This is a genomic window from Marinobacterium arenosum (genome assembly GCF_019795155.1).
GTDB classification, from domain to species: Bacteria; Pseudomonadota; Gammaproteobacteria; order Pseudomonadales; family Balneatricaceae; genus Marinobacterium_C; species Marinobacterium_C arenosum.
This window is the reverse complement of record NZ_JAILYN010000005.1, coordinates 94563-112732: the sequence shown is the minus strand read 5'-3', so window position 1 is coordinate 112732 and position 18170 is coordinate 94563. Positions and strand designations below refer to the sequence as shown.

17 protein-coding genes are annotated in these 18170 nt (G+C 60.5%); 14 read left to right on the top strand and 3 right to left on the bottom strand.

Translation table 11 applies throughout. The annotated features are described in order from the left end of the window. Positions 1-19: 19 nt before the first annotated feature. Positions 20-229 carry a Flp family type IVb pilin gene (locus tag K6T12_RS03925; protein ID WP_222219668.1) on the bottom strand — a complete coding sequence of 70 codons (210 nt, stop codon included), beginning with the start codon at positions 227-229 and terminating at the stop codon, positions 20-22. Between the two features lie 276 nt (positions 230-505). Here K6T12_RS03925 and K6T12_RS03920 point away from each other — a divergent pair, with 276 nt between their 5' ends. Next, positions 506-1336: a helix-turn-helix transcriptional regulator gene (locus tag K6T12_RS03920; RefSeq protein WP_222219666.1), complete on the top strand. Its 831-nt coding sequence runs from the start codon at positions 506-508 to the stop codon at positions 1334-1336. A gap of 332 nt (positions 1337-1668) precedes the next feature. Here the strand turns inward: K6T12_RS03920 and K6T12_RS03915 are convergent, their stop codons facing one another. Then, positions 1669-3354, bottom strand: a complete 1686-nt coding sequence (locus K6T12_RS03915; RefSeq protein ID WP_222219664.1) for an AMP-binding protein — start codon at positions 3352-3354, stop codon at positions 1669-1671. Between the two features lie 582 nt (positions 3355-3936). On the opposite strand from K6T12_RS03915, the gene K6T12_RS03910 reads away from it, so the two are divergent. The 8 genes from K6T12_RS03910 to K6T12_RS03875 all read left to right on the top strand — a co-directional run bounded on the left by K6T12_RS03910 (position 3937) and on the right by K6T12_RS03875 (position 11212). Continuing rightward, on the top strand, positions 3937-5049 hold the full coding sequence (locus K6T12_RS03910) for a branched-chain amino acid ABC transporter substrate-binding protein (RefSeq protein ID WP_222219662.1): 1113 nt from the start codon (positions 3937-3939) through the stop codon (positions 5047-5049). A 72-nt stretch (positions 5050-5121) separates the two neighbouring features. Further along, positions 5122-6048, top strand: a complete 927-nt coding sequence (livH, locus tag K6T12_RS03905) for a high-affinity branched-chain amino acid ABC transporter permease LivH (protein WP_222219660.1) — start codon at positions 5122-5124, stop codon at positions 6046-6048. Next, entirely contained in the window at positions 6048-7301 is a 1254-nt protein-coding gene (locus tag K6T12_RS03900; protein ID WP_222219658.1) for a high-affinity branched-chain amino acid ABC transporter permease LivM, read from the top strand. Before livH ends, K6T12_RS03900 begins: the two co-directional genes overlap by 1 nt. Further along, positions 7298-8065 (top strand): high-affinity branched-chain amino acid ABC transporter ATP-binding protein LivG, encoded by a 768-nt coding sequence (gene livG, locus K6T12_RS03895; protein ID WP_222219656.1) that lies wholly within the window; start codon positions 7298-7300, stop codon positions 8063-8065. The genes K6T12_RS03900 and livG overlap by 4 nt, the downstream gene beginning before the upstream one ends. A gap of 1 nt (position 8066) precedes the next feature. Further along, complete coding sequence (locus K6T12_RS03890) at positions 8067-8768, top strand: ABC transporter ATP-binding protein (RefSeq protein ID WP_222219654.1); 702 nt, start codon at positions 8067-8069, stop codon at positions 8766-8768. Between the two features lie 118 nt (positions 8769-8886). After that, positions 8887-9372 (top strand): hypothetical protein, encoded by a 486-nt coding sequence (locus K6T12_RS03885; RefSeq protein ID WP_222219653.1) that lies wholly within the window; start codon positions 8887-8889, stop codon positions 9370-9372. Between the two features lie 121 nt (positions 9373-9493). Beyond that, positions 9494-9940: a hypothetical protein gene (locus tag K6T12_RS03880; protein WP_222219651.1), complete on the top strand. Its 447-nt coding sequence runs from the start codon at positions 9494-9496 to the stop codon at positions 9938-9940. Between the two features lie 90 nt (positions 9941-10030). Next, on the top strand, positions 10031-11212 hold the full coding sequence (locus K6T12_RS03875; RefSeq protein ID WP_222219649.1) for an MFS transporter: 1182 nt from the start codon (positions 10031-10033) through the stop codon (positions 11210-11212). On the opposite strand, the gene K6T12_RS03870 is transcribed toward K6T12_RS03875, so the two are convergent. Further along, on the bottom strand, positions 11175-11954 hold the full coding sequence (locus K6T12_RS03870; protein WP_222219648.1) for a Mut7-C ubiquitin/RNAse domain-containing protein: 780 nt from the start codon (positions 11952-11954) through the stop codon (positions 11175-11177). The genes K6T12_RS03875 and K6T12_RS03870 overlap by 38 nt on opposite strands. A gap of 288 nt (positions 11955-12242) precedes the next feature. On the opposite strand from K6T12_RS03870, the gene K6T12_RS03865 reads away from it, so the two are divergent. The 5 genes from K6T12_RS03865 (at position 12243) to K6T12_RS03845 (ending at position 18144) form a co-directional block, all read left to right on the top strand. Continuing rightward, positions 12243-12902: a peroxiredoxin gene (locus K6T12_RS03865; protein ID WP_222219647.1), complete on the top strand. Its 660-nt coding sequence runs from the start codon at positions 12243-12245 to the stop codon at positions 12900-12902. A gap of 151 nt (positions 12903-13053) precedes the next feature. Continuing rightward, positions 13054-13557, top strand: a complete 504-nt coding sequence (locus K6T12_RS03860; RefSeq protein WP_222219646.1) for a SixA phosphatase family protein — start codon at positions 13054-13056, stop codon at positions 13555-13557. A gap of 195 nt (positions 13558-13752) precedes the next feature. Beyond that, complete coding sequence (locus K6T12_RS03855; protein ID WP_222219645.1) at positions 13753-14709, top strand: AEC family transporter; 957 nt, start codon at positions 13753-13755, stop codon at positions 14707-14709. Between the two features lie 289 nt (positions 14710-14998). Beyond that, complete coding sequence (locus tag K6T12_RS03850) at positions 14999-16729, top strand: transporter substrate-binding domain-containing protein (RefSeq protein ID WP_222219644.1); 1731 nt, start codon at positions 14999-15001, stop codon at positions 16727-16729. After that, on the top strand, positions 16729-18144 hold the full coding sequence (locus tag K6T12_RS03845) for a sigma-54-dependent transcriptional regulator (RefSeq protein ID WP_222219739.1): 1416 nt from the start codon (positions 16729-16731) through the stop codon (positions 18142-18144). The genes K6T12_RS03850 and K6T12_RS03845 overlap by 1 nt, the downstream gene beginning before the upstream one ends. Positions 18145-18170 lie beyond the last annotated feature (26 nt).

Sequence of the window (18170 nt, the reverse complement as noted above, 5' to 3'; positions counted from 1 at the left end):
GTTGCCATTCGATCCCTGCTTAACATGCAGCCCAAGCTGCGGCGCCGCCAACGTTCGGATTAATAACGTCCGCCAGGAAATTGATCGTGCCGCAGACGTTTTCACCAAGAGTTGTAAAAGCCGCAACAGTAACTGCTGCCACCAGGCTACCCGCTACGGCGTACTCAACGGTGGTCAAGCCTTCTTCCTCTTTCAGGAAGCCGATCAGCATGGTTTTGAATGCTTTCATCTTCTTATCCTCGCTATCTCATTACACGCGTCGGTAGGCGCCGCAGCACCCAAATGTCAACGAATTACGCCCCCTGAATATAGGAACCCCGGCAACATCGCGTTGGGACTTTCTTGCGGTTGTTCTAGGATTATTTTGCAAAGGGGATGAAACGGACTTGTAAACCAAACGACACAGTCACAAGCAAAGCGCCCACGGACAGGGGCTGAGAGCTCCAGGCGATACACACCCTTGCGGCAATAGCGGCAACAGGTAAAAACGAATCAGGAAGGGTCTATGGATAAGTCAGTCATGCTTTGGGTAGATCTCCGAACAGCCGACAGCCACAGTCTGAAGCCTCTGTACGAGCGCCACTTCGTCGTACGTGTAATCGGTGAGCCGGAAAGCTCTCTGCTGGACGAAACCCGAAGTCCGCCCAGCGTGATCTGCTTTGACTTCGACTACCCGGACCGGGGTGGCTTGGACTTGCTGCGCGAAACCCGTTGCCGCCACCCGAGTTTGCCGATCATCATGCTGACTGAGCAGCACTCCGAATCACTGGCAATCTGGGCACTACGTCTTAGGGTCTGGGACCTGATCCTGAAGCCGGCCGATGCCGACCTGATCAACCGGCAGATCCATAACCTGATGACCCAGCTGAAACATAACCTGGGTTGGGAGGAGACCTGCCAGCTACCGGGCAATGTGCCGCAGATGCCTATCGAGTCGCGCTACTACGGCAAGCCCCAGAATCGCGGTATCAGGCCGGCGCTGACCTACATCCAGCAGCACCTGGCCGATAAGATCAGCGAGGAGGAGGTCGCCAGCCTGTGCAACATGCGGCCGATACAGTTCAGCCGTAACTTCAAGAAAGCCTACAACTGCACGTTTCAGGAGTATGTCCAAAAGAGCCGCATGGATGAGGCAGCAAGACTGCTGGAGACGCCGAACATGCCGATTCTCGAGATCGCCATGGCGGTGGGTTTCAAGGACCAGTCCTATTTCAGCCGGGTGTTCAGGAAACACTTTGGCATGACGCCCAAGACCTATCGTGAAGATCATCAGGTAAGCGAAGATGATTCGGAACTCGCACCGCTGTCTTTGTTCGAGGCCGATCTGCAGGATTGATCTCGATCCGTCACTGGAATGCCAGGATGGCGTTCCTGTTCCACTAGGCTCCTCCAGCCCCAACTGCCCTCAGCCACTGATTTCGCATCTGCGTAATGTTTTTTGCCAGTGTTTCTGCAGGATAGATGCGGCGGTGGCAGTGGTGCCCCAGGCTCGATGCGTAGCAGCCCGCTCTGAGGGCGACATCCGCGAACTAAGCCAGATACGTCGCGGTCGGCATCCAAAGGGCATGCCAAGCCCGCAGCTACAGTGCCCTGCCGTAGCAGCCCGCTCCGCGGGCGACATCTGCGGGCTATTTCAAATCCACCGCAGCCAGAGCCCGAGTCAACGACTTAAGACGCCCGCTGCTGGTCAGCAGCCTTCGACTGGACCGCCTGGTCACGAAGTTCCCGGCGCAACACCTTGCCGACATTGGTCTTCGGCAGTTCGGTAACGGCAATCACCCGGCGCGGAATCTTGTAGCGTGCCAGATGTTCAGCACACCAGTCGATCACAGCCGCCTCGTCCAATTGAGCCCCTTCACGCAGCACCACATAGAGCTGCACCACTTCACCAGAATGTTCGTCTGGTACGCCGATGGCAGCGCACTCGATGACATCGGGATGGGTGCAGACCCGGTCCTCTACCTCGGCCGGATAGACATTGAAGCCGGAGACGATAATCACATCCTTGGCCCGGTCGACGATACGCAGGTAGCCGTCCGCTTCCTGGATCGCGATATCGCCGGTGATCAGGTAGCCATCGGCGGTAAAAGCCTTCGCGGTGGCCTTGGGTTTGCGCCAGTAGCCCTTCATCACCTGAGGTCCTCGCACACAGAGCATCCCTTTTTCGCCATCATTGACCCGCACATGCTGCTGGTCGACCACCTTGACCTCGCTGGCAGCCATCGGCACGCCGATCGTGCCAAAACGGACAGCATCGGGCGGATTGAACGCCACCACCGGTGAGGCTTCGGTCAAGCCGTAGCCTTCGGTCACCGGGCAGCCGGTCACCTGATGCCACTGATCGGCCGCCGCCTGGGTTAATGCCATCCCGCCGGATACTGTCAGCCGAAGGCGGCTGAAATCGAGCGCGCGGAACGCCGGTAGGCCGCACAACGCGACAAATAGCGTGTTGAGGCCGATAAAGGCGGTCGGCGAAGCCTTTTTCAGCGTGGCCACGAAACCGTTCAGGTCACGCGGGTTGGTGATCAGCAGGCTGTGCCCACCGGATGACATCACCACCAGGCTGATCAGGAATGCGTAAATGTGGTACAGCGGCAGCGGTGCCACCACCAGCTCCTGCCAGCCTTTCGGCGCCCGGTCCAGAAGTTGTTGGGCCTGCAACATATTGCTGATCAGGTTGGCATGCGTCAGCATCGCTCCCTTGGCGACGCCGGTCGTGCCGCCGGTGTATTGCAGTACCGCCAGATCACCCGGCTGGTAATCCATCGGCCGAAAGCGCGACTTCCGTCCCATATTCAACGCCTCCAGCAGCGGCAGCTCAGTCGGCAGGCAGTAAGCCGGTTCCATCTTCTTAAGGTATTTCACCGCCGCATTCAGCAGCACCCGCCTGATCGGATCGTGCAGGTCACCCACCTGGGTGGTGAAGATATAGTCCAGCTCCACCTGGTCCAGGATCGCCTCGACCTTGCCAGCCATGCTGCGATGGACTACCAGCGCCTTGACGCCGGCGTCGCGGAACTGGTGACGCATCTCGGCTGGGGTGTAGAGAGGGTTGGTGTTGACCACCACCAGCCCGGCGCGCAGCGCACCGAACAACACCACCGGATACTGGATCAGGTTGGGCAGCTGAATCGCTATCCGGTCACCCGGTTCCAGCGAGGTCTGCTGCTGCAGGTAACCGGCAAACGCCGCCGACAACCGGTCCAGCTGCCGGAAACTGAGGGTCTGCCCGAAGCTGGTAAAGGCTGGCCGTTCGCCATAGCGCTGGCTGAGGTAATCCAGTAGTTGTGGCAGGCTGGTGAAGTTGTGTGGATTGAGATATTCCGGAATCCGGTCTGCGGCGTGCTGCACCATGATGATCTCCTTGTCCCGTCGGCACGATAAGATCTATCTGCCCACTGGGGGCATTGTTCAGCGTAGAGCAGGTGACCGGCCGCTGCTACATGGCAGTCGCCCGCAGAGAGGAGCGTGGGCTGCTACGACAGGCAACAGGTAGCCGCGGGCTTGGCATGCCCTTTGGGTACCGACCGCGACGGGTCTGGCTTAATCCATGGATGTCGCCCTCGGAGCAAGCGGCTACAACTCTCCGCCAAAAGCCCGCAGAGACGAAAATTGTCAATTTAACGAACAAAACTATTCTAAGCTTAGATTTGTTATTAATATCAGTTGATTAGAAGCCAACCTGACGCAGACCCGCCGTCCGATAGACGGTATTGATAGCCCGGTTTGATGCAGGCCAACCAGCGCCGTAGTAATCACTTACGCGCACAGGCCCGAATCAATCAGCAACTGCTAATAGAAATCCTTGTTAAGCAATTGAAATTTGGGCATTGATTCAACTTTCGGGTAACGGTAGTGTTTGCGCTTGAAAGACTCCGAATATGGTTTCTAAAACAAAGAACAACAACGGAATCCACTCTTCTAAGGGGCAGATTGATGAAAACACTGAAAACGACGCTGAAAGCAGTCGCACTGGCAGTAATGGGCACAGCCGCCATGGCACAGGCGGACACACTGAAGATCGGTATCGCAGGTCCGGCCACCGGTCCGGTAGCCCAGTACGGCGACATGCAGAAGATCGGCGCCATGATGGCGATCGAACAGATCAACAAAGCCGGCGGCGTCAACGGCATGGAGCTGGAAGGGGTAATCTACGATGATGCCTGCGATCCGAAGCAGGCGGTGGCGGTAGCCAACAAGATCGTCAACGACGGCATCCAGCATGTGATCGGTCACCTGTGCTCAAGCTCGACCGAGCCGGCGTCCGACATCTATGAGGAAGAAGGCGTGCTGATGATCACTGCGGCTTCCACCTCGCCGACCATCACTGAGAAAGGTCACCAGCTGATCTTCCGCACCATCGGCCTGGACAGCCTGCAGGGCCCGTTCGCAGCCAGCTACATTATCAACTCCGTCAAGCCGCAGCGCATGGCGATCATCCACGACAAGCAACAGTACGGCGAAGGCCTGGCCACCTCCGTGAAGAACGAAGTGGAAAAGGCGGGTATCAAGCCGGTGATGTTTGAAGGTGTCACCGCTGGCGACAAAGACTTCTCCGCGCTGATCGCCAAGCTGAAGAAAGAAAACGTCGACTTCGTTTACTACGGCGGCTATCACCCGGAACTGGGCCTGATCCTGCGTCAGTCCAAAGAGAAAGGCTTCGGTGCCAAGTTCATGGGCCCGGAAGGCGTGGGTAACCCGGATATCTCCAAGATCGCCGGTGAAGCATCCGAAGGCCTGCTGGTAACCCTGCCGCAGAGCTTCGACCAGGACCCGGAAAACCAGAAGCTGGTAGCGGCATTCAAGGCCAAGGGTGAAGACCCGACCGGTCCGTTCGTATTCCCGGCTTACTCCGCCCTGCAGGTAATGACCGATTCCATGAAGGCGACCGGCTCCGTTTCACCGGACGAGCTGGCTGAATACATGCGCGGCAACGCCTTCGACACCACTACCGGCAAACTGGAGTTCGACGCTAAAGGCGACCTGAAGCAGTTCTCCTTCGTGGTTTACAACTGGCACGCTGACGGCTCCAAAACCGCCGTCAAGTAAGTTCTCTGAACCAAACAACACCTTGATTTCGTGATCCGGAATCAAGGTGTTCTATTATTCAGGTCCCGAAATATGACCGAAACTTCCCTGTACCTAATCCAGCAGCTCATTAACGGGCTGACTATCGGGTCCACCTATGCCCTGATCGCCATTGGCTACACGATGGTCTACGGCATCATCGGCATGATCAATTTCGCGCACGGCGAAATTTACATGATCGGCTCTTACGTTACCTTCATCGTGATTGCCGGTCTGATGAGCATGGGGCTGGTGAGCCTGCCGATCGTCCTGTTGATCGCGCTGATTATCGCCATCATCACCTCCAGCACCTACGGCTGGACCGTTGAGCGGGTGGCCTACCGGCCGCTGCGCGGCTCCAACCGACTGATCGCACTGATCTCCGCGATCGGTATGTCGATCTTCCTGCAGAACTTCGTGGTTCTGTCGCAGGGTTCGCGCGACGTGGCGCTGCCGCCGCAGATTTCCGGTGGCTGGACCTTCGGCGATCCGTCGGTGTTCGAGGTCTCCTTCTCCTACATGCAGTTGCTGATCTGGCTGGCTACCTTCCTCACCATGGCCGGCCTGACCCTGTTCATCTCCAAGTCTCGCATGGGCCGCGCCTGCCGCGCCTGCTCTGAAGACCTGGGCATGACCAACCTGCTGGGTATCAATACCAACAAGATCATCTCGATGACCTTCGTCATCGGCGCCGCGCTGGCCGCCATCGCCGGCCTGCTGTTGGGCTTGTACTACGGCGTGGTCAACCCGTTCGTCGGCTTCATGGCCGGCCTGAAAGCCTTCACCGCTGCGGTGTTGGGCGGTATCGGCTCGATTCCGGGCGCGATGCTCGGCGGCCTGATTCTGGGCGTTACCGAAGCGCTGACCTCCGCCTATTTCCCGTCCGAATACAAGGACGTCGTCGCCTTCAGCCTGCTGGTACTGATCCTGCTGTTCCGGCCGAGTGGTCTGCTGGGTAAACCGGAGGTGGAGAAAGTCTGATGAGCAAGATCTACAACGCAATCTTCGCCGCCGGTATCACCTTCGTACTGGCCTGCCTGATGATCGGCGTCAAGCTGAACACCGAGGGCACGACCCTAACCGTCAGCGGCGCCAGCGGCGAGCAATGGAGCTGGATTGTCGGCGGCATCGTGCTGGTATTCCTGGCCCAGCTGTTCGCCGACCGGATCGACACACTGTTCGGTAAACTGCCGAAGCCGAAAATCGGCGCCCTGCTGCCGGCCGAGGAAAAACGCGCCACCTTGAAGCCCTGGCTGCTGGCAGCGCTGATCGTCGGCCTGCTGGTGTGGCCGTTCATGGTTTCGCGCGGCGCGGTCGACCTGGCCACCCTGACGCTGATCTACATCATGCTGGGCCTGGGCCTGAACATCGTGGTCGGCCTGGCCGGTCTGCTCGACCTGGGCTTCGTCGCCTTCTACGCGGTGGGTGCCTACACCTACGCGCTGCTGTCGCAGTACTTCGGCCTGTCGTTCTGGGCCTGCCTGCCGATCGCCGCCGGCCTGGCGGCCACCTTCGGCTTTATCCTCGGCTTCCCTGTGTTGCGACTGCGCGGTGACTACCTGGCGATCGTTACACTGGGTTTCGGTGAGATTATCCGTATCCTGCTGAACAACTGGACCGCGCTGACCGGTGGCCCGAACGGCATCTCCGGCATCGAGAAGCCGACCCTGTTCGGCCTGGAGTTCACCCGCCGCGCCAAGGAGGAAGGCAACGTCCCGTTCCATGAGTGGATGGGCATCGACTACTCCAGCTCCTACAAGGTGATCTTCCTGTACCTGATCGCCGTGATACTGATGCTGTTCGTGGTCTACGTGATCAACCGGCTGACCCGGATGCCGATCGGCCGCGCCTGGGAGGCACTGCGCGAGGACGAGATCGCCTGTCGCTCGCTCGGTCTGAACCGCACCATCATCAAGCTGTCCGCATTCACCCTGGGCGCCTCCACTGCAGGTTTCGCCGGCGCTTTCTTCGCCGCGCGACAGGGTTTCATCAGCCCGGAATCGTTCATCTTCATCGAATCGGCCATCATCCTGGCGATCGTGGTGCTCGGCGGCATGGGCTCACAGATCGGCGTCATCCTGGCGGCGATCGTGATGACCATCCTGCCGGAGTTGGCCCGTGAGTTCTCCGAATACCGCATGCTGCTGTTCGGATTGCTGATGGTGGTGATGATGCGCTGGCGCCCACAAGGCCTGGTACCGATGAAACGTCCGCATTTGGAGCTGAATCAATGAGTCAGTTACTGCTTGATGTTAACGGTCTGACCATGCGCTTCGGCGGCCTGGTGGCGGTAAACGGCGTTAACCTGAGCGTCAAGAACCGACAGATCGTATCCATTATCGGCCCCAACGGCGCCGGTAAAACAACCGTGTTCAACTGCCTGTCGGGCTTCTATATCCCGTCCGACGGCAGTGTCATGTTCAAAGGCGAGCAGATTGCCGGGCTGAAAGACTTCCAGATCTCCCGCAAGGGGCTGGTACGCACCTTCCAGCACGTACGCCTGTTCTCCAAAATGACGGTGATTGAGAACATGCTGGTTGCCCAGCACCGTCACCTCAACACCAACCTGCTGTCCGGCCTGTTCAAAACGCCGAGCTATCGCCGCCTGCAGGACGAGGCAATGGACCGTGCCGCCTACTGGCTGAAAGAGGTCGATCTGCTGGAGTTCGCCAACCGCGAAGCCGGCAACCTAGCCTACGGCCAGCAGCGTCGTCTGGAGATCGCCCGCTGCATGGTGACTCAGCCGGAACTGCTGCTGCTGGACGAACCGGCGGCCGGTTTGAACCCGAACGAGACCAAGGAGCTGGACGAGCTGATCATCCAGCTGCGCGATGAGCACGAGATCTCGGTACTGCTGATCGAGCACGATATGGGCCTGGTAATGGGGATCTCCGATCACATCTACGTAATCGCCCAGGGCACCCCGCTGGCGGACGGCACTCCGGACGAAGTGAAGAACAATCCGGACGTGATCAAAGCGTACCTCGGGGAGGAATAAGATGCTGCGAATTGAAAACGTAAACACCCATTACGGTCAGATTCAGGCGCTGCACGATGTCTCCGTCGAAGTACGCCAGGGCGAGATCGTTACCCTGATCGGCGCCAACGGCGCCGGCAAGACCACCCTGATGATGACCATCTGCGGTGACCCTCAGGCCAGCTCCGGCAAGGTAATCTTCGACGGCAAGGAGATCACCGGCCAGCCCACGTCGATGATCATGCAGCAGGGGTTGGCGATCGTGCCGGAAGGGCGTCGCGTATTCAGCGGCCTGACCGTGGAAGAGAATCTCTATATGGGCTCCTACTTCCGCAGCAAGGCGGACGCCGACGTCACTGCCGAGCACGTGCTGGAACTGTTCCCGCGCCTGCGTGAACGGTACAGCCAGCGGGCCGGCACCATGTCCGGCGGCGAACAGCAGATGCTGGCGATCGGCCGGGCGATGATGGCCAAGCCGCGCATGATCCTGCTGGACGAGCCGTCGCTCGGCCTGGCGCCGATCATCATCCAGCAGATCTTCGACATCATCCAGAAGCTGCGCGATGAGGGCGTGACCATCTTCCTGGTAGAGCAGAACGCCAACCAGGCGCTGCGTATCGCCGACCGTGGCTACGTGCTGGAAAACGGCCGGGTGGTACTGGAAGACAGCGGCGACGCGCTGTTGACCAACGAAGCGGTCCGCCAAGCCTACCTCGGCGGCTAAAGGACACGCTCCGACAGTAACGGCCTCCCTCGGGAGGCCGTTTTTCGTTGTGTGGCAAGCCATCTACACTTAACAGTACGGGGACATCCCAATTTCTGACCATTGAACCTGATAGGGTATGACCATGCTCGCGTTCCAGGATCAGATCCCGTACGGCCTATGTTTCGGGTATGGCGCCAAGCCGGAACCGGGATTCAGGATCCAGAGTTATTGGTCAGGGAATGATCGAGCCATCTGCACCTTTCAGCCGTCGGACTACCAATCGCTCACCAGCAGGCGCTACCTGAACAGCGGCCTGATCGCCGCCCTGATCGATTATCACTGCCTGTGCAGCGCCATCGCCATGGCCTACCAGCAGGCCGAACGCCAGATCGGCGAAGGGGAACCGATCCGCTTTTGCACCGACCGCTTGTCGATCGAATACCTGCACCCAGTACCGGTCGACCAGCCGGTGGAACTACTGGCACTGTTCGAATCGATCCACGACAACAAGATTCTGCTCAGCTGCATCCTCTCGTCGGGCCAGGTGACCTGCGCCGAAGGGGAAGTGGAAGCGGTGCGGGTTCCGGATGGCTGGCCGGGTAAGTCACCAGACAGCGGATAAATACCCTGCCCCCAATCTGAAACGTGCCGGATGGCCCCAATCGGAGGGGCCATCTGGCCGCAACCAAAGCCACCATGACCCGTTACACTGAACAAAGACTCAATAACTGGCGGAGTCCATCTTGGTGTATCAAACAACCTCGCTTGCCGCACTGCGTTTTCTGTTCGAGACGTTCGAGCAGGCGATCGGCCTCGGCGCCTTGTTAGCGCTGTTCGGCTCGGTAGATCTGTTCAGCATCGAACTGGCGGCGGCGCTGTTTCTGCTGGTCGTCCTGCTGCGACTGCCCAACGTGATAACAGAATTTCGGCGTATCCGAAGTCAACGCCTGCAGGTGGCAGAAGGCGTACTACAGGTCAATTACGGCGACCAGTCCATACGAAGTCTGCCGTTGGCCGATGTTCACGCCCTGCTGTACAAGACCTATCGCGGCCAGGTGAGCGAACTCAAACTGTACGCCGACCAGCAGACCCTGAAATTGCGCCATGTCGAACAGATGAACCGGTTGTTCGAGGAGATCCAGCCGTTTATCCCCTATCGCAAGAAGGTGCGCTGGTGGCAGTTTCTCTAAGGAACCTGTGAACAAGCGTTCCGAACCCGCTCTTTTCATCGCACCGGATAAACCTTAGGCTGTGCTCTTCGCCAGCATGGAGCCTGCCCGTTGTCCGACATTGACCGTCCCCGCCGCATCCTGCCACTGATCATCCTGGCCCAGTTATTGGGCACCATCAGCTGGCTGGCCGGCAACGCCATCCTGCCCGCCCTGCAGCAGAGCTGGGCGCTACCCGACAGCGCCGTTGTCGCGGTGACCAATTCGGTTCAACTGGGTTTTATCGCCGGTGCACTGCTGTTCGCGCTGTTGGCGCTGGCCGACCGCGTCTCGCCCCGGATGCTGTTCTTCGCCTGCACCACCGTGAGTGCCGGCTGCTCGCTGGCAATCGCACTGTGGAGCCAGACCCTCGATCAGCTGCTGTGGCTGCGCTTTATCAATGGCCTGATGCTGGCCGGTATCTACCCGGTCGGCATGAAGATCGCCACCGGCTGGTATCCGCAAGGGCTGGGCCGAGCGCTGGGCTACCTGGTCGGTGCATTGGTGCTGGGCACCGCCTCGCCGCACCTGCTATCCGGCTTGATCGGCCAGCATTGGCAGCCGGTGATGCTGTCAGTCGCCGCCACCACCCTATTGGCCGGCCTACTGGTACTGGCTGGCGTACCCGACGGACCGGCGCTGTACCGGGGCGCGCCGCTGAACTGGCGGGCGCTGATACAAGCATTGCGGCACAGACCATTGCAGGCCGCCGCCGGCGGCTATTTCGGCCATATGTGGGAACTCTATGCGGTCTGGGCGCTGGCGCCACTCTGGTTGAATGCCTGGGCCGACTACCATCACAGTCCGCTGAACAGCTCCTTGTGGACCTTCGCGATCATCGCCATCGGCGGCCTCGGTTGTATTCTGGGCGGCAGGGCGTCGTTACGCTTCGGCAGCCGCCCGGTCGCCAGCCTGATGCTGGCACTGTCAGGCCTCTGCTGCCTGCTGTCGCCGCTGATGATGCAGGCCCCCGGCTGGCTGCTGCTGCCATTCTGGCTGATCTGGGGTTTCTCGGTGGTCGGCGACTCGCCGCAGCTGTCCACCCTGTCGGCCCAGCATGCACCGCCGGCCGTGGTTGGCAGCGCGCTCACGCTGATCAACTGTCTCGGCTACAGCCTGACCACCCTGTCGGTGGCACTGCTGGGCTGGCTGCTGCCGGGCTGGCCGATCGAATGGCTGATCTGGCTGCTGTTGCCCGGCCCGCTGCTGGGGCTGCTCAGTTTACGGCGCCTGGGCCGTCTGACCGACCACTGAACTCTGGCACCAGCCAGGGTTGCAGGTCACGCAGCATCCGCTCGTAGTGGCTGCCCTGCCAGTACACCTGGCCACAGCGGCCGCAGCGAAAGAACTCCTCGAACAATCGATAGACCTGCGGCTTTACCTGGTCGCGAACCCGCTCCTTATCGACCGCTTCGATCATTCCGTTACAGAGCGTGCAGCGGCTGAACGGTGCCAACTGCGGATAGAGATCGAACCGGCTCAACACCTCCTGCAACTGCCGGGAGGGCTCAATCGCCCGCACATAGTAGCCGTGCTGGACCGCCGGCTGGTGCAGCAAGCCCCGGTCACGGGTCAGGATGGTACGCCGCTGGGCCAGTGCCAAGCGGATGATTTCGTCGTCGGCGGTACCGGGCTGGTACCAGCAATCCAGCCCCAACAGCCGCATTCGACGGGCCAGCCGGGCCAGATGCACATCCAGAATGAAACGCGGCAGGCGTAGCGGCCGGGTTCTTAGCCTTTGCAACGGGCGGGACTCCACCATCCCGCAGGCACTGGGGTAGAGATGCAAGCGGTCCCGGTCGCCGATCCGCTGCTGCAGGTCCACCGATTCGCCGTTGCACAGCGCCAGGTCCACCTCCGGATGGGGTATCCGTAGCATCGCCAGCAGTTCGTAGAGCGTCAGTCGCTGCTTCAGTTTCAGCCGGCGGCAGCCGCGCTGTCCCTGCGGCAGCAGTTCACGCAATCGACCGTGGCAGTGGCATTCGATATGGATCATGCATTTAAGCTTAGTCGCTCTGTCTATAAGAGACTGTTCAGGCTCTAAGCGGGCCGTTACTGCTAATAACCATAGGGTAAGATCAAAACGGCATAACCTGCTCCGCTTGTCGTTTCGGTTCTCAACTATAACTACCGCAGGCCTCAGGCCTCTTACGTCCCCGGTATCCCCTCATCAAGGACGCTGGCAGCCTGTCGGACTTAACACTTAGATCGGTCAAGCCCGATAAGCTGCCAGGCCGCAGGCCATCTCGGAAAACTTTGAACACCTGATTAAAGGAGAGACACCATGGCTGTTCGAATTGGCGATATCGCGCCCGATTTCACTGCCCAGACGACAGAAGGCACACTCAATTTTCATGACTGGATCGGCGACGGTTGGGCAATCCTGTTTTCGCATCCGAAGGACTTCACACCGGTCTGCACCACCGAGCTGGGCTACATGGCCAAGCTGAAACCCGAGTTCGACAAGCGCAACTGCAAGGCGATCGGCCTCAGTATCGACTCAGTGGAGGACCATAAAGCCTGGGTTGGCGATATCGAAGAAACCCAGGGCTGTGCTATCAATTATCCACTGATCGGCGATACCGACCTCAGCATCGCCAAGCTGTACGATATGATCCATCCCAACGCCAGCGGGGAGGCCAAAGAACGAACCGCAGTCGATAACGCCACCATCCGCTCGGTATTTATTGTCGGCCCGGATAAACGGGTCAAGGCGATGATCACCTACCCGATGAGTACCGGTCGCAACTTCGATGAGGTGCTACGGTTGCTGGATTCCTGTCAACTGACCGCCAAGCACCAGGTCGCCACCCCGGTCAACTGGAAGCAGGGCGAAGACGTGATCATCGTTCCGGCGGTCTCCGACGAGGTCGCCAAAGAACGCTTCCCGGACGGCTGGAAGGCACCCAAACCCTATTTGAGAATCGTGCCCCAGCCGAAGTGACCCACCTCGGACAAGATAGAGACCCTTCGGTCACCGCCCCGATCACGCTGTAAGAGGGTCGGGGCGATGGCACCGGATCAACGCCGCAACTGGCAAAATAGGCCGCCCGGCGTAATACTGCACAGAACTGACGCGCACTGGGGAACGGGCCATGAAGCAACTGACTTTGATCCGTCACGCCAAGTCCAGTTGGAAAGATCCGACGCTGGCCGACTTCGACCGGCCGCTCAACAAACGTGGCCGCAGCGATCTGGAAGGATTGGCCCAGCGAACCTGCCAGCGGCTCGCGCAACCGGACCTGATCCTCGCCAGCGGCGCCCGCCGGGCCCGGGAAACCGCCGAAGCGATCGCCGCGCGGCTCAGTGCCACACCGCTGGAGCTGGTGCCCGAGCTGTACGAATCCTGCTACCAGACCCTGCTCAATGTGCTGCAAACCCAGTCCGACCACCACCATCACCTGATGCTGGTCGGCCACAACCCCGGCCTTGAAGAGCTGAGCTATTACCTGACCCATAAGCCGCTGGACAATTTCCCCACCGGCGGTATCGTCCATATCCACCTGAGTATCCGCAGCTGGTCCGAGGTGGCCGAATCCTGCGGCACCCTGACCTGGTTCGACTACCCGAAACTACATCCGCCGTATGCAAAGAGTTGAGTTAACAGTGGTGAGTTTACAGTGACCGGAGACTGCGGTTATCCACCTATTACTGTTCACTCATAACTGTTAACTCCTCACTGTAAACTCTTCACTTATCAAATCCCCTTATCCCTGCGATAACCGCTCGTTATGCGCCGTCGGGCGTACTCTGCGCTAAGATGCACGCCTTCCCGCCCCGCTGCCGGAGTACCCATGGAGCTGTACCTGCAAACCCTCGGCTTTACCGCCAACATCGTCGCGCCGATATTTTTCATTGTCTTTCTCGGTTACCTGCTCAAGCGACTGGGAGTGATCGACGACGGCTTCGTTGGCACCGCCTCGCGGTTGGTGTTCGTAATCACCCTGCCGGCACTGGTTTTCATGTCGATCTCGCGCACCGACTTCCAGGCGGTGTTCAATCCGCAACAGCTCGGCTACGTGCTGATTAGCGTGATTGTCAGCTACCTGCTGCTGTGGCTGCTGGCGGCGCGCTGGATTCATCGGCCGGAGGATCTGGGGGTGTTCATCCAGGGTGCGTTCCGCTCCAACTACGGCATTATCGGCCTGGCGGTCAGCTTCAACCTGTTCGGCAACGAGGGGCTGGCCCAGGCATCGCTGCTGCTGGCATTGGTGATCCCGCTGTTCAATGTGCTGTCGATCATCGCGCTGACGGTGCCGATGCAGCGCGGCGGCGGCGCCAACCTGGCCGGCACCCTGCTGGAAATCCTGAAGAACCCGCTGATCATCGCGGTGGCGCTGGCGCTACCGTTCTCCTACTTCGGCTTCCAGCTGCCGGAAGTGGTACAGAAGACCGGTCGCTACTTCGCCAACCTGACCCTGCCGCTGGCACTGCTGGCGATCGGCGGTTCGCTGAACATGAAGAGCCTGCGCAACACCTCGGCCCAGGCCAGCTGGGCCAGCGCCGCCAAACTGGTAATCCTGCCGCTGTTGCTGAGCCTCGGTGCCTGGCTAAGCGGTTTCCGCGGCCAGGACCTGGCAATGCTGTTCGTGCTGTTCGGTTGCCCCACCGCCGCCGCCAGTTTCGTGATGGCCAAGGGGATGGGCGGCAACGCCGAACTGGCCGCCAATATCATCCTGATGACCACCCTCGGTTCGGTGCTGACCCTCAGCGCCGGCATCTATCTGTTGAGGCTGTGGGGCGTTATTTAATATGCGTGATAAGTAAACGGTCCTGTAGGAGGGGGCTTCAGCCGCGACTCGTGGCGGCCCCATCGGCGCCATGGCAGGTCGCCCGCAGAGCTGGCTGCGACAAAGCGCGAAACCCTGTAAGCATCAGGTAAGGACCACGACACTCGAATCTGCTAACTCATAACTATTAACTTTTCACTGTTAACTCCTAACGGTTAACTCAACCCTGTTATCTGGCTATGATTGAGCTGTCCATTGTGCCCTGCGACCAAAGTCGCAGTGGCCTTCGCTCAATCAGGTTCCGCCGCCGATGAACAACCCTGCCGATCGTCCATTGCACTGTCGAGAGCTGCCCAAACTGTTATGGGTAATCCTTCCGACTCTGTTATGCGCCCTGCTGTTGTCCGGCGGCATCGCCCAGGCCCGCACCTTCCAGCCCGACGATATCATCGTGGTCGGTGGCGATTACAACTACCCTCCCTACGAGTTTCTGGATGAGGATGGCCAGCCGGCCGGCTACAACGTCGAGCTGACCCGCGCCATCGCCGAGGTGATGGGGATGAAGGTGCGCTTCGAGCTGGCCGACTGGGCCGAGATGCGCGAAGCGCTGGAAAACGGCGACATCGACGCCCTGCAGGGGATGGTCAGCTCCACCGAGCGCAGTGCCACCCTGGCCTTCAGCCCGCCGCACGCCATCGTCTACCAGTCGATCTTCGCCCGCCGCGGCGATCCCAAGGCCACTTCGCTGGAGCAACTGCGCGGCAAGCAGGTGGTGGTGCAGCAGCACGGCATCATGCACGACTACCTGCTGCAGAACGATGTCGGCGCGATCATCATCACCGCCGCCACCCACGCCGACGCCCTGCGTCAACTGGCCGCCGGCAAGTACGACTACGCGCTGGTCGCCAACCTGCCGGGGCTCTATCTCGGCCAGGAGCTGGGGCTGTCCAATATCGTACCGGTCGGCCGGCCGTTCCAGGCCCAGCGCTACGGCTATGCAGTATTGAAGGGCCACGAGGAGCTGCTGGCCCAGTTCAGCGAGGGGCTGGCGATCCTGAAGAACACCGGTCGCCAGCAGGCGATCTACGATAAATGGCTGGGCCCGCTGCAGGAGCAGGGTCTGCCCTGGAAACAGCTCGGCAAGGTGGCGGCGATTCTATCGGTACTATTGCTGGTCGGACTGGGCGGTACCGTGATCTGGAACCGGATGCTGAAGCGCCAGGTGGACAAGCGCACCGCCGAACTGCATATGCAACAGCAGCAGCTGATCCAGGCCGACAAGATGACCTCGCTCGGCATCCTGGTGTCCGGCGTGGCCCACGAGATCAACAACCCCAGTGGCCTGCTGCTGCTCAATCTGCCGGTGTTGCGCGAAGCCTGGCAGGACTGCCAGGACTATATGGAGCAGCGCTACGAGCAGGAGGGTGACTTCATGCTCGGCGGGCTGGCCTACTCGCGGATGCGCGAGGAGATTCCGGCGATGCTCGACGAGATGCACGAGGGCGCGCGGCGGATCAAGCGGATCGTCAACGACCTGAAGGACTTCGCCCGCCAGGAGAGCGAGGATATCCGCGAGCCGTTCGACCTCAACGAGGTGGTCGCCACCGCTGTGCGGCTGGTCGACAACTCGATCCGCAACAGCACCGATCACTTCCAGGTGCGCTACAGCGAGCGGATCGCGCCGGTGCTGGGCAACGCCCAACGGATCGAGCAGGTGGTGATCAACCTGATTCTCAACGCCTGCCAGGCGCTGCCGAACCGCAGCAAAGGGGTCAGTCTGCGTACGCTCTACCGCGCCGACCTGCAGCAGGTGTCGCTGCTGGTCGAGGATCAGGGCTGCGGTATCGAGCCGGAAAACCTCAACCGACTGCTGGACCCGTTTTTCACCACCAAGCGCGAGCATGGCGGCACCGGTCTCGGCCTGTCGGTATCCAGCGGCATCGTGCAAGCCCACGGCGGCAGCCTGACCTTCGAATCCAGCCCCGGCCAGGGCACCAGTGTGATGATGACCCTGCCGACCAGCGGAGCACCGAACCAATGATCAACCAAAGCCTCTACCCGGAATTCGGCGTCCTGCTGGTCGACGATGAAACCTCCTACCTGCGCAGTCTGAGCATCCTGCTGGAGCGCTCCGGCGGCATCACCCATATTCACCGTTGCGACGACAGCCGCCGGGTGATGGATATTCTGCAGCAGCAGTCGATCGGTCTGGTGCTGCTGGACCTGACCATGCCGCACCTGTCCGGCAAGCAGCTGCTGACGATGATCACCGAGCAGCACCCCGATATAGCGGTCATCATTATCAGCGGTCTCAACCAGGTGGAGTCGGCGGTGGAGTGCCTGCAGCAGGGCGCCTTCGACTACTTCGTCAAGACCAGCGAGGAGAGCAGGCTGATCGAGGGGATCAAGCGGGCGATCCGGATGCAGGAGATGCGTCGCGAGAACCTGGCGCTGGGCCAGCGGATCCTCAACAACAGCCTGGAACGGCCGGAGGTATTCGAGCCGATCGTCAGTCGCAGCCCCACCATGCGGGCGGTATTCCAGTACCTGGAGTCGATCGCGCCGAGTAACCAGCCGCTGCTGATCTGCGGCGAGAGCGGTACCGGTAAGGAGCTGCTGGCCCAGGCTGCCCACCAGCTTAGTAACCGCAAAGGCCCATTGGTAACGGTCAATGTTGCCGGCTTGGACGACAACGTATTCGCCGACACCCTGTTCGGTCACCAGCGCGGCGCCTTCACCGGTGCCGAGCGCAGCCGTGCCGGATTAGTGGAACAGGCCGCCAACGGCACCCTGTTCCTCGACGAGATCGGCGACCTGAGCATGGCTTCTCAGGTCAAGCTGTTGCGGCTGCTGCAGGAGGGCGAGTACTACCCGCTCGGCAGCGACCGGCCGAAGCGTATCCGCGCCCGGGTGATCGTCGCCACCCACCAGGACCTGCCAGCCCGCCAGGCCGACGGCAGCTTCCGCAAGGACCTCTACTACCGGCTCTGCACCCATCAGATCCAGATCCCGCCGCTGCGTCAGCGCAAGGAGGATATCCCGCTACTGCTCGACCACTTCATCCGGCAGGCCGCTGCCGAGATGGACAAGAGTGCACCCGGCTATCCGCCGGAACTGCCGCTGTTGCTGAGCACCTACCATTTCCCCGGGAATATCCGCGAACTGCGCGCGCTGGTCTATGACGCCATCAGCCGCCACCGCTCGCACCTGCTATCGATGGAGGTGTTCCGCCAGGCGATCGGCAACGACAGCGACGAGCTGCCGCAGGCCGAATCCACACCGGTCGCCTTTAACCCGGAACTGCCGCTGCCGACCCTGGCGCAGATGGATGCTCTGTTGGTGGAAGAAGCATTGCAGCGGGCCGACCACAACCAGTCGCTGGCCGCCCGGCTGCTGGGGATCTCCCAGCCGGCGCTGAGCAAACGGCTGAAAAAGATGCGACCGGTGGGAAACTGATCCGGCGCCGCCCTCTCCGCCCGAGA

What these genes read in the sequence shown, in the direction of transcription:
- K6T12_RS03925 (WP_222219668.1), bottom strand. Translation starts at nt 229, where the DNA reads ATGAAAGCATTCAAAACCATGCTGATCGGCTTCCTGAAAGAGGAAGAA.
- K6T12_RS03920 (WP_222219666.1), top strand. Translation starts at nt 506, where the DNA reads ATGGATAAGTCAGTCATGCTTTGGGTAGATCTCCGAACAGCCGACAGC.
- K6T12_RS03915 (WP_222219664.1), bottom strand. Translation starts at nt 3,354, where the DNA reads ATGGTGCAGCACGCCGCAGACCGGATTCCGGAATATCTCAATCCACAC.
- K6T12_RS03910 (WP_222219662.1), top strand. Translation starts at nt 3,937, where the DNA reads ATGAAAACACTGAAAACGACGCTGAAAGCAGTCGCACTGGCAGTAATG.
- livH (WP_222219660.1), top strand. Translation starts at nt 5,122, where the DNA reads ATGACCGAAACTTCCCTGTACCTAATCCAGCAGCTCATTAACGGGCTG.
- K6T12_RS03900 (WP_222219658.1), top strand. Translation starts at nt 6,048, where the DNA reads ATGAGCAAGATCTACAACGCAATCTTCGCCGCCGGTATCACCTTCGTA.
- livG (WP_222219656.1), top strand. Translation starts at nt 7,298, where the DNA reads ATGAGTCAGTTACTGCTTGATGTTAACGGTCTGACCATGCGCTTCGGC.
- K6T12_RS03890 (WP_222219654.1), top strand. Translation starts at nt 8,067, where the DNA reads ATGCTGCGAATTGAAAACGTAAACACCCATTACGGTCAGATTCAGGCG.
- K6T12_RS03885 (WP_222219653.1), top strand. Translation starts at nt 8,887, where the DNA reads ATGACCATGCTCGCGTTCCAGGATCAGATCCCGTACGGCCTATGTTTC.
- K6T12_RS03870 (WP_222219648.1), bottom strand. Translation starts at nt 11,954, where the DNA reads ATGATCCATATCGAATGCCACTGCCACGGTCGATTGCGTGAACTGCTG.
- K6T12_RS03865 (WP_222219647.1), top strand. Translation starts at nt 12,243, where the DNA reads ATGGCTGTTCGAATTGGCGATATCGCGCCCGATTTCACTGCCCAGACG.
- K6T12_RS03860 (WP_222219646.1), top strand. Translation starts at nt 13,054, where the DNA reads ATGAAGCAACTGACTTTGATCCGTCACGCCAAGTCCAGTTGGAAAGAT.
- K6T12_RS03855 (WP_222219645.1), top strand. Translation starts at nt 13,753, where the DNA reads ATGGAGCTGTACCTGCAAACCCTCGGCTTTACCGCCAACATCGTCGCG.
- K6T12_RS03850 (WP_222219644.1), top strand. Translation starts at nt 14,999, where the DNA reads ATGAACAACCCTGCCGATCGTCCATTGCACTGTCGAGAGCTGCCCAAA.